The sequence below is a fragment of the uncultured Caulobacter sp. genome (assembly GCF_937900395.1).
Classification (GTDB): Bacteria; Pseudomonadota; Alphaproteobacteria; order Caulobacterales; family Caulobacteraceae; genus Caulobacter.
In genome coordinates, this window is the sequence record NZ_CALCDX010000107.1 from 1 (window position 1) to 9,549 (window position 9,549).

Sequence of the window (9,549 nt, forward strand, 5' to 3'; positions counted from 1 at the left end):
CGACGCGGACCTTGCCCTCATAGACCGCCAGCATGGCGTTGCGGTCGTCGCCGACCGGCTCCTCGAACACGGTCCCCGCCTGCAGCACAACGTCGAAGTACAGCGCATCAACGGCACCGCCGCCGATCGGCCCGGCCGTACCGCCATCGGTCGCGCCGGAGATCACCTTGACCGAGACGCCGCCGTCGCGGGCCTCGACCGGAATGCTGTCGGCCTCGAACTCCTGGTAGCCCGGCGCGCTCATCTTCAGCTTGGCGGGCAGGTTCACCCACAGCTGGAAGCCGCGCATGCGCCCTTCCGACTGCTCGGGCATCTCGGAGTGGACGATGCCCTTGCCGGCCCGCATCCACTGGATCCCGCCGGGACCGATCACGCCTTCGCGGCCGGTGTTGTCCTTGTGACGCATCCGGCCTTCCAGCATGTAGGTCACGGTCTCGAAGCCGCGATGCGGATGGTCGGGGAAGCCGCCCATGTAGTCCGACGCCTGGTCGTTGTCGAAGCAGTCGAGCATTAGGAACGGGTCGAACATCTGGGCTTCCGGCGTGCCCAGCATGCGGGTCAGACGCACGCCGTCGCCATCCGAGGCGGGCATGCCTTTGACGATCTTCAGGACGGGTCGAACGCTCATGACGGGCTCCTTGCTCGCCGATTGATATCAGGTCTTGTTGCGGTTTGCGCAAGCCCCTCTCGGTTCGCCTTTCGCGGCCATCCGTGCTAAGCGCGCGCCAACGAAATTCACGAGAGTTCCATGGCCCTGAAAGTCGCCATCGTCGGCCTGCCCAACGTCGGCAAGTCCACCCTGTTCAACGCCCTGACCCAGACGGCGTCGGCCCAGGCCGCCAACTATCCGTTCTGCACGATCGAGCCCAATACCGGCGACGTCGCCGTGCCCGAGCCGCGCCTGAACGAGCTGGCCAGGATCGCCGGCTCCAAGGAGATCATCCCGGCCCGGATCAACTTCGTCGACGTGGCGGGCCTGGTGCGCGGCGCGTCCAAGGGCGAAGGCCTGGGCAACCAGTTCCTGGCCAACATCCGCGACTGCGACGCCGTCGCCTTCGTGGCCCGCTGCTTCGAGGACAGCGACATCACCCACGTCGAGGGCCGCATCGACCCGATCAGCGATCTCGAGATCATCGAGACCGAGCTGATGCTGGCCGACCTGGAAAGCCTGGAAAAGCGCCTGCCCAACGTCGAGAAGCGCGCCAAGAGCGGCGGCGACAAGGACATGATCCAGACCCTGCGCCTGATCAACCTGGCCTTGGAGCAGCTGCGTGAGGGCCGTCCCGCCCGCGCCGCCAAGATCGACAAGGAAGACGCCAAGGCCTGGGCCATGCTGCAGCTGCTGACGGCCCTGCCGGCCCTCTATGTCTGCAACGTCGAGGAAGCCAGCGCCGACAAGGGCAACAAGTACTCGGACCTGGTGGCCGAGCGCGCCGCCCGCGACAACGCCAAGAGCGTGATCATCTCGGCCCAGATCGAGAGCGAGATCGCCCTGCTGGACGAGGCCGAGCGCGCCGAGTTCCTGGAGACCCTGGGCCTGGCCGAACCGGGCCTGAACCGCCTGATCCGCGAAGCCTACAAGCTGCTGGGCCTGCAGACCTACTTCACGGTCGGCCCCAAGGAAGCCCGCGCCTGGACGATCCCGGTGGGCGCCACCGGCCCGCAGGCGGCCGGCGTGATCCACACCGACTTCGAGAAGGGTTTCATCCGCGCCGAAACCATCGCCTTTGACGACTACGTCAAGCTGGGCGGCGAAGGCGGGGCCAAGGAAGCCGGCAAGATGCGGTCGGAAGGCAAGGAATACATCGTCAAGGACGGCGACGTGATGCACTTCCGCTTCAACGTCTAGGCGTTCAAAACAACAGCGGCCGGAGCGGAGACGCCCCGGCCGTTTCTCATTGGGGAGTAGGCGTATGGCCAAGATGATCACCCTGACCGCCGCCCATGACGGCTTTGCCTTCACCGCCCTGCACGCTCAGCCCGAGGGCCCGCGTAAGGGTGGCGTGATCGTGATCCAGGAGATCTTCGGCCTCGACCAGTACGTCCAGGCCGATGTCGCCCGCTGGGCGGCGCGGGGCTTCGAGGTGCTGGCCCCGTCGATGTTCGATCGCGGCGAGAAGAGCTTCACCGCCCTGCACGACGAGGCGGGCTTCGCGCGCGGCCGGGAGCTGGCCCTGGCGAACGGCCCCGACAACGCCATGGGCGACGTCCAGGCCTGCATCGACTTCCTGAAGGACCGGGGCCCGGTCTTCGTGGTGGGCTACTGCTACGGCGGGACCATGGCCTGGCTGGCCGCCGCGCGTTGCGAGGGCCTGTCGGCGGCGTCCAGCTATTACGGCGGCCAGGTGGCCGGCATGGCCAAGTTCGCCCTGAAGGCGCCGGTGATCGTCCACCTCGGCGCCAAGGACCCCTACATCCCGGCCGAGGAGGTGAAGGCCGCCATCTGGAACGCCCATCCCGAGGTTCCGGTCTACGTCTACGAGGCCAGCGGCCACGGCTTCAACAACGACGGCCGGCCCGATAGCGACCTCGCGGATGCGGAGCTGGCTCGCCAGCGAACCGTCGAGTTCTTCACCGAGCACGGAGCGGCCTAGCCATGGGACAGCGCATCGCCCTGGCCACGCGCGACGGCGCCCCGTTCTCGGCCTGGCATGAACCGGCCCGGGAAGCCCGGCGCGGCGGCGTCGTGATGCTGCACGCCATCTGGGGCGTCACCCCGCATCTGCGAGAGCTCTCCGGCCGCCTGGCCGAGCAGGGCTACGAAGTGATAGTGCCCAACCTGATGGACGCGGCCGACGCCGGCTTCCCGACGGCCGACACCGAGCCGACGATCCTGGACGCGCGCATGGAGATGGGCCGGCAGACGGGATGGGGCGTCTCGACCCTGCCCCGCGTCCAGGCGACGATCGAGGCGCTGGAGGGCCCGGTGTTCGCCATGGGCTTCTGCTATGGCGGCACCACGGCTTGGCTGGCCGCCTGCCGTTGCGAAGGCCTGACAGCGGTGGCGGCCTTCTATGGCGGCGACATCGCGGCCTACAAGGACGAGGCGCCCAAGGTCCCGACCATCCTGCACTTCGGCAAGACCGATCCTATGATCCCGCTGGCCGACGTCGAGGCGATCCGCGAGGCTCACCCCGACCTGCCGATCTATCTGTACGAAGCCGGCCACGCCTTCGTGGCGCCCAGCGGCCACCACCCAGACAGCGCCCATCTGGCGCTGCTGCGGACGTTTCAGCTGTTCCAGCGGTCAGCGGGCGGCAAGGGCGAGGCCTGAGCGGCAAGGGGCATCGCTAGGCCGCCAAGGCCGCGCTAAGCTCGAGTCATGCGCGCTCGCCTCGCCCTTCTAGCCCTGATGCCACCGTTGCTGTCGGCCCCGTTGGCCCACGCCGGCGAGACCGACTGCTGGTTCGAGAACGGCGCCGTCGTGGCGCCGGCGGTGATCGGCGTCATGGCCGGCGACTACGTGATCGACCTGTCGGCGCCGCGAACCCTGCTGCACAACACCAAGGCCGAGATGGAGGGGATTCTCGAGCCGGAGATGTCGACCTCGGTGCAGGTGGCGGGGCTGAGGGCCGCGGCGGTCTCGGTCAAGATCGCCGACCTCGACGCCCGCGGCGCCGGCTTCGTCACCCCGATCGCCGGGGTGATCGGCATGGATGTGCTGGCCGGGCATAGCGTCGAGATCGACTTCGCCCACTGCCGGCTGCGGATTGACCGGCCTTGGCGCGCCCGGCGACAGATCGTGTTCCCCGTCTCGGTGATCGAGGGGTTGCCGACCGTGGCCGCGGGCGTCAGCGACGGTCCCCGGGCCTTCTACGGGGCCTTCGCGATCGACACGGCCTCCAAGGCCATGACCCGACTTTCGACCCGAGACGCCGCCGCCAGCGGCAAGCTGGACCCGGCGGCGCGCCACAAGGCGCCGGCCCGGCTGCGGGCCCTGTCGATCGGCGGCGTCCTGGCCGAGAACGTGCCGGCCACCCTGGCCGACGACCTGCCCGAGGGCGTGAGCGGCGCCTTGGGAACCGGCCTCTGGGCCCGCCACCGCCTGAGGCTGGACGCCGACGGGCGGACGCTGTCCATCGCGAACTGATCGAGACAAAAGAAAAGGCCCGGTGTTTCCACCGGGCCCTTCCGTATTCAACAGCGTCGATCGCTTAGTGCGACTCGTTGCGCCACACCGCCTTGTAGCTGGCGTACAGCAGGCCGCTCAGCAGGACGAGGTAGATCAGCACGGCGAAGCCGGTCTGCTTGCGCTCTTCCAGCTTGGGCTCGGCGGCCCACATCAGGAAAGCCGAGACGTCCTTGGCTTGCTGGTCGAGGGTCGACTTGGTGCCGTCGTCGAACGTCACCAGGTCGGCCTTCAGCGGCGGAGCCATGGCGATGAAGCCGCCCTTCGGAACGTGGTTGTGATCGCCGTGCCAGGCCGAGGTCAGGTCGCCCGGGAAGTACGGGTTGTAGTGACCCCCGGTCGGGACCGTCAGACCCTTCGGCGGCTCGGCGTAGCCGGTGACCAGCGAATAGATGTAGTCCGGACCAGCCGAGCGGGCCTTGGCCAGCAGCGACATGTCCGGCGGCAGGGCGCCGCCGTTGCTGGCGCGGGCCGCGGCTTCGTTGGCGAACGGCGAGGGGAAGTAATCGGCGCTGGTGGCCGGACGCTTGATGGCGTCGCCGGTTTCACCGTCGATGTCGTTGACCTCGTAGTCCTTGGCGATCGCCTTGACCCACGGGTTGTCGTTCGAGTTCGGGTACTTCTCGTTATAGAAGGGCCCGCCCTTGTCGCCGAGGTTGCGGAAGGCCACCAGCTTCATCGAGTGGCAGGCCGAGCAGACCTCGCGATAGACCTTGAAGCCGCGCTGCAGCTGGGCCTGGTCGAACTTGCCGAACGGGCCTTCGAACGACCACTGGACGTCCTTGGCGTGCAGGGCGCCGCCGCTGGCGAGAGCCGGGCCGGCGGCGCCGGCGACCAGGAGACCCGCCGCCGCCGCGATAACCGAGAGTTTGCGGAGCATCGGGATCAACCCTTGTTGGCGTCGGCCGACAGGGCCGGCGAGGCGATCGAGTCCGGCACGGGCAGGGTCTTTTCGACCAGACCCAGGACCGGCAGCACGACCAGGAAGAAAGCGAAGTAGTAGAGCGAGGCGACGCGGCTGAGCCACACGAAGCTGTTCAGGTCCGAGCCCATCAGCTGGAACGTGGTCAGGTGCGGGATCACCGGATCATCGGGCAGCTTGGCGCCGCAGACGCCCAGGATGCAGCAGGCCACCAGGAAGAACACGAAGTAGATCTTCGCGGTCGGGCGGTAGCGCATCGAGCGCACCTTCGAGGTGTCCAGCCACGGCAGGGCGAACAAGCAGGCGATGGCGCCGAACATGGCCAGCACGCCCATCAGCTTGTCCGGCACGGCGCGCAGGATCGCGTAGAACGGCAGGAAGTACCATTCCGGAACGATGTGCGACGGCGTCACCAGCGGGTTGGCCTCGATGTAGTTGTCGGCGTGGCCCAGGGCGTTGGGCATGTAGAAGACGAAGAAGGCGAAGAGGATCAGGAAGACGCTCATCGCGAAGCCGTCCTTCACCGTCGCGTACGGGGTGAAGGGGACGGTGTCGGCCTTCGACTTCGGCTCGACGCCGGTCGGGTTGTTCTGGCCCACCACGTGCAGCGCCCAGATGTGCAGGATCACGACGCCCGCGATCATGAAGGGCAGCAGGTAGTGCAGCGAGAAGAAGCGGTTCAGGGTCGGGTTGTCGACCGCGAAGCCGCCCCACAGCCAGGTGGTGATGCTCTCGCCGACCAGCGGCAGGGCGCCGAACAGGTTGGTGATCACGACGGCGCCGTGGAACGACATCTGGCCCCAGGGCAGCACGTAGCCCATGAAGGCGGTCGCCATCATCAGCAGGTAGATCACGCAGCCCAGCAGCCACAGCACTTCGCGGGGCGCCTTATAGGAGCCGTAGTACAGGCCGCGCAGCATGTGGATGTAGACGGCGATGAAGAACATCGACGCGCCGTTGGCGTGCATGTAGCGGATCAGCCAGCCGTAGTTCACGTCGCGCATGATATGCTCGACCGACGCGAAGGCGCCGGCGGCGCTCGGCGTGTAGTGCATCACCAGGATGATGCCGGTGATCAGCTGGGAGGCCAGGCACAGCGACAGGATGCCGCCGAAGGTCCACCAGTAGTTCAGGTTGCGCGGCGTGGGGTAGTCGACGAACGAGTCGTAGCCCAGACGCACGATCGGCAGACGGGCGTCGAGCCAGCGCTCGAAACCGGTCTTGGGTTGATAGGTCGAATGTCCGCTCATCTCGCTTAGCCGATCTTGACCTTGGTGTCGGTGAGGAAGGCGTATTCCGGAACCACCAGGTTCGTGGGCGCGGGGCCCTTACGGATACGACCCGAGGTGTCGTAGACCGAGCCGTGGCACGGGCAGAACCAGCCGCCGTACTCGCCGCCGCCGAAGGTCGGCACGCAGCCCAGGTGGGTGCAGTTACCGCCGACGATCAGCCATTGGGCCTTGCCCGGCTTCACGCGCGAGGCGTCGGTGGCGGGGTCCTTCATCGCGGCGTTGTCGTCCGCGACGGCCTTGGCGATCTCGGCCTTCGTGCGGTTGCGCACGAACAGCGGCTTGCCGCGCCACTTGATCGTGACCTGCTGACCCTCGGCGACCTTGGTCAGGTCGAACTCGGTCGAGGCCAGGGCCCGCGTGTCGGCGGACGGGTTCATCTGGTCGATGAACGGCCAAACCAGGGTCGCGGCGCCGCCGGCGGCGGCCGCGATCGCGGCGATGTGAATGAAGTCGCGCCGGGAGGGATCGCTCCCGTGTTCCGGCTCGGTCGTTGCGCCCACGGCGGTGTCGGCCACCTTACGTCACCCTTCGATTCCGCCGCGCCGCGTTGGCGGCCGGCCAGGAGGAGCGCCTTCCGGCGCCATATCTTACTCGACCCGCAAGCGGATCTCCGCCACAAGGCAGCGGTCGGATCGTCCTATCGGACGCGCGGACGAAGTCCGCAAGTCCTTTCGATTCGTGGCAAAGCCCCTGCTGCCCTTGTGGTTGGTTCGCTTATTATGCGCATCGCACTTTTTCAACCAGGCATTCCCCAAAACGTCGGGGCGGCCATTCGCCTTTCCGCCTGCTTCGGCGTCGGCCTCGACGTCATCGAGCCGTGCAGTTTTCCTTTGGATGACAAAAGCTTGAAGCGCGCGGCCCTGGATTATGGGCCTCTCGCGCACCTCAAGCGGCACGACAGCTGGGAGACATTCCTTAAGGCGCCGGAACGCGTTGACGGGCGGCTTCTGCTGTTCACGACGCGGGGTGCGACACCATTTCACAGGTTTTCGTTCGAACCCGGAGACACCCTACTGTTCGGCAATGAGAGTCGCGGCGCGCCCGACGAGGTCCACGCGGCGGCGCAGGGCCGCATCGTCATTCCGATCCGCCCGGAGACCCGCTCGATGAATCTCGCGACCACCGCCGCCATGGCCCTGGGCGAGGCGCTGCGGCAGACGGGTGGGTTTCCGGAGTAGGCCTTAGTCGCCGAAGTCGACGTCTCGACGGGCCGCGACGATGGTGACGATAAAGCCGGCCAGCACGTCCAGCAGCACCATCAGAGCCAGCAGGAAGAAGGTCGAGGTCGCGAAGGCCGGCAGCAGCAGGAACTCGACCAGGCAGACGATGAACAGCACCATCGACAGCGAGTGATTGACGATCGCCAGCCGCTTGCTGTTGGTTGATTTCAGAAGCTCGACGAACAGCACGACCAGCGAGGCGGCCAGCAGCAGGTCGGCCAGGCTGACGGCCCAGCCCGCGCCCGAGGTCATCCGGATCGTGAACAGAGGCTCGGCCAGACGAAGGCTGGCGTCGGCGGCCTTGAAACCGTTCGGCAGGGTCAGGACGATCAGGTTGTAGACCAGGACCGGCAGGGCCAGCAGCGGAACCGCGGCGAACATCGAACTTCCCCCTTCGACGGCGCCCCCGGCGTCGTGGCGGCTAAAGGCCTAACGGGATTTTGTGGCCGGGTGAAGCCGGCGCGACCTTTCGACTCAGGCGCGAGACTTCAAGCCTCGTCCACCCCCTGCGGATTGCGGGCTCGCGACTGCAGCCACATCACGCCCAGGAGGTCCGAGATCGAGGCCTTGAGCCGCCCGAGGTTCGTGTACTTCGACACGCCCGTCTCGCGGTGCCGGTGGTTCACCGGCTGGAACGCGACCTCATAGCCCTCGCGCAGCATCAGGGCCGGGATGTAGCGGTGGATGTGATCGAAGTACGGCAGGCGCAGGAAGGCCTCGCGGCGGAAGGCCTTCAGGCCGCAGCCGGTGTCGTTGGCGGTGTCCTTCAGCAGGCGCTTGCGCACGCCGTTGCCGAACTTGGAGGCGAAACGCTTGGCGTTGCTGTCCTGGCGCTTCACGCGCTCGCCGCCGACCAGGGCCAGGGTCTCGGGACCGGCGGCCAAGGCCTTGGCGAGGCGAGGCGCGTCGGCGGGATCGTTCTGGCCGTCGCCGTCCAGGGTGATGACGATCGGCGCCCGGGCGGCCAGGACGCCGCTGCGCACGGCGCGGCTCTGGCCCGAATTCTTGCGATGGCCCAGCACGCGCAGCTGCGGAATCTCGGCCTTCAAGGCGATCAGGCGGGCCTTGGTGTCGTCGCGGCTAGCGTCGTCGACGAAGATCATCTCGTAGCGCTCGCCGGCGAAGGCGGCGGCGATCTCGCGCGCCAGCTTCGGGGCGGCCTCGCCCTCGTCGAAGACGGGGACGACGACGGAGAAATCGGGCGTCGGCGAGACGGTGTCGTTCATCGCCTCCTCATACAGCAAAAGTTGCTTCGGGAAAGATCGTGCTATTCCAGGCGCCATGACGCTTGAATCTCGCCTGGATGACTGGAGCCGAGGGTGGCGCGGCCCTCTGTTCGCCGCCTTGGTCGCCTTGATCGCCGGCCTGCCCGGCCTCTTGGCCATGCCGCCGCTGGACCGTGACGAGTCCCGCTTCGCCCAGGCCACCTCGCAGATGCTGGAGACCGGCGACTACGTCGTCATCAAGTTCCAGGACCAGCCGCGCTTCAAGAAGCCGGTCGGCATCCATTGGCTGCAGGCGGTGGCGGTGAAGACCTTCTCGGACGCCGAGGACCGCCAGATCTGGGCCTATCGCATCCCGTCCTTGCTGGGCGCGATGCTGGCGGCGGCGGCCTGCGCCTGGGGCGCGGCGGCGTTGCTGGATCCTCGCACCGGCCTGATCGCCGGCTCGATCCTGGGCGCGACCTTCCTGCTGTCGTCCGAGGCCTTCATCGCCAAGACCGACGCGGCCCTGTGCGGAACCACGACCCTGGCCATGGGCGCCCTGGCGCGGATCTACGCGGCGCAGCTGAAGGGCGAGTCGGCGGGCAAGCTGACCAAGCTCGCCTTCTGGCTGGGCCTGTCCCTGGCGGCGCTGATCAAGGGGCCGGTCGGCCTGCTGACCGTGTTCTTCGCCCTGGCGGGCCTGGCGATCTGGGACCGCAGGGCGCGCTGGATGAAGGACCTGGGCTGGACCTGGGGCGCGATCCTGTTCGCCGCCATCGTC

The 9,549-nt window shown here is 67.6% G+C and carries 12 protein-coding genes; 6 read left to right on the forward strand and 6 right to left on the reverse strand.

The genetic code is table 11. The features are described 5' to 3' along the window. The coding region (locus Q0379_RS09365) for a pirin family protein (protein WP_299007506.1) at positions 1-628 on the reverse strand (628 nt) is incomplete at its 3' end. 120 nt (positions 629-748) lie between these two features. Between Q0379_RS09365 and ychF the strand changes: the two genes are divergently transcribed. The 4 genes from ychF to Q0379_RS09385 all read left to right on the forward strand — a co-directional run bounded on the left by ychF (position 749) and on the right by Q0379_RS09385 (position 4,090). Beyond that, the gene (gene ychF, locus Q0379_RS09370; protein ID WP_299007509.1) at positions 749-1,849 is read left to right on the forward strand and encodes a redox-regulated ATPase YchF; all 1,101 of its coding nucleotides are present in this window, start codon (positions 749-751) and stop codon (positions 1,847-1,849) included. A 64-nt stretch (positions 1,850-1,913) separates the two neighbouring features. Further along, positions 1,914-2,594, forward strand: a complete 681-nt coding sequence (locus tag Q0379_RS09375) for a dienelactone hydrolase family protein (RefSeq protein WP_299007512.1) — start codon at positions 1,914-1,916, stop codon at positions 2,592-2,594. A gap of 2 nt (positions 2,595-2,596) precedes the next feature. Then, entirely contained in the window at positions 2,597-3,274 is a 678-nt protein-coding gene (locus Q0379_RS09380) for a dienelactone hydrolase family protein (RefSeq protein WP_299007515.1), read from the forward strand. 48 nt (positions 3,275-3,322) lie between these two features. Then, positions 3,323-4,090 (forward strand): hypothetical protein, encoded by a 768-nt coding sequence (locus Q0379_RS09385; protein WP_299007518.1) that lies wholly within the window; start codon positions 3,323-3,325, stop codon positions 4,088-4,090. A 64-nt stretch (positions 4,091-4,154) separates the two neighbouring features. On the opposite strand, the gene Q0379_RS09390 is transcribed toward Q0379_RS09385, so the two are convergent. From Q0379_RS09390 to petA, 3 genes are read right to left on the reverse strand one after another with little or no spacing between them, the layout of a single operon-like run. Further along, the gene (locus Q0379_RS09390) at positions 4,155-5,009 is read right to left on the reverse strand and encodes a cytochrome c1 (protein ID WP_299007520.1); all 855 of its coding nucleotides are present in this window, start codon (positions 5,007-5,009) and stop codon (positions 4,155-4,157) included. A 5-nt stretch (positions 5,010-5,014) separates the two neighbouring features. Continuing rightward, positions 5,015-6,301, reverse strand: a complete 1,287-nt coding sequence (locus tag Q0379_RS09395) for a cytochrome b/b6 (RefSeq protein ID WP_066686519.1) — start codon at positions 6,299-6,301, stop codon at positions 5,015-5,017. 5 nt (positions 6,302-6,306) lie between these two features. After that, entirely contained in the window at positions 6,307-6,858 is a 552-nt protein-coding gene (petA, locus tag Q0379_RS09400) for a ubiquinol-cytochrome c reductase iron-sulfur subunit (RefSeq protein WP_066686517.1), read from the reverse strand. Between the two features lie 204 nt (positions 6,859-7,062). On the opposite strand from petA, the gene Q0379_RS09405 reads away from it, so the two are divergent. Beyond that, a complete protein-coding gene (locus Q0379_RS09405) occupies positions 7,063-7,521 on the forward strand; it encodes a tRNA (cytidine(34)-2'-O)-methyltransferase (RefSeq protein ID WP_299007528.1) in 459 nt (152 codons plus the stop codon). Positions 7,522-7,524: 3 nt separating this feature from the next. Here Q0379_RS09405 and Q0379_RS09410 read toward each other — a convergent pair whose 3' ends face one another. Together Q0379_RS09410 and Q0379_RS09415 are read right to left on the reverse strand one after the other, a co-directional pair. Further along, on the reverse strand, positions 7,525-7,944 hold the full coding sequence (locus Q0379_RS09410) for a hypothetical protein (RefSeq protein ID WP_299007530.1): 420 nt from the start codon (positions 7,942-7,944) through the stop codon (positions 7,525-7,527). Between the two features lie 107 nt (positions 7,945-8,051). Then, positions 8,052-8,789 carry a glycosyltransferase family 2 protein gene (locus tag Q0379_RS09415; protein WP_299007532.1) on the reverse strand — a complete coding sequence of 246 codons (738 nt, stop codon included), beginning with the start codon at positions 8,787-8,789 and terminating at the stop codon, positions 8,052-8,054. 55 nt (positions 8,790-8,844) lie between these two features. Here Q0379_RS09415 and Q0379_RS09420 point away from each other — a divergent pair. Continuing rightward, positions 8,845-9,549: phospholipid carrier-dependent glycosyltransferase (locus Q0379_RS09420; protein WP_299007534.1), on the forward strand; the 705-nt coding region annotated here is incomplete at its 3' end.

Excerpts from the sequence above, each read along its gene's own strand:
- Q0379_RS09380 (WP_299007515.1), top strand. The coding sequence starts at position 2,597 with ATGGGACAGCGCATCGCCCTGGCCACGCGCGACGGCGCCCCGTTCTCG.
- Q0379_RS09390 (WP_299007520.1), bottom strand. The coding sequence starts at position 5,009 with ATGCTCCGCAAACTCTCGGTTATCGCGGCGGCGGCGGGTCTCCTGGTC.
- ychF (WP_299007509.1), top strand. The coding sequence starts at position 749 with ATGGCCCTGAAAGTCGCCATCGTCGGCCTGCCCAACGTCGGCAAGTCC.
- Q0379_RS09375 (WP_299007512.1), top strand. The coding sequence starts at position 1,914 with ATGGCCAAGATGATCACCCTGACCGCCGCCCATGACGGCTTTGCCTTC.
- Q0379_RS09410 (WP_299007530.1), bottom strand. The coding sequence starts at position 7,944 with ATGTTCGCCGCGGTTCCGCTGCTGGCCCTGCCGGTCCTGGTCTACAAC.
- Q0379_RS09385 (WP_299007518.1), top strand. The coding sequence starts at position 3,323 with ATGCGCGCTCGCCTCGCCCTTCTAGCCCTGATGCCACCGTTGCTGTCG.
- Q0379_RS09415 (WP_299007532.1), bottom strand. The coding sequence starts at position 8,789 with ATGAACGACACCGTCTCGCCGACGCCCGATTTCTCCGTCGTCGTCCCC.
- Q0379_RS09405 (WP_299007528.1), top strand. The coding sequence starts at position 7,063 with ATGCGCATCGCACTTTTTCAACCAGGCATTCCCCAAAACGTCGGGGCG.
- Q0379_RS09395 (WP_066686519.1), bottom strand. The coding sequence starts at position 6,301 with ATGAGCGGACATTCGACCTATCAACCCAAGACCGGTTTCGAGCGCTGG.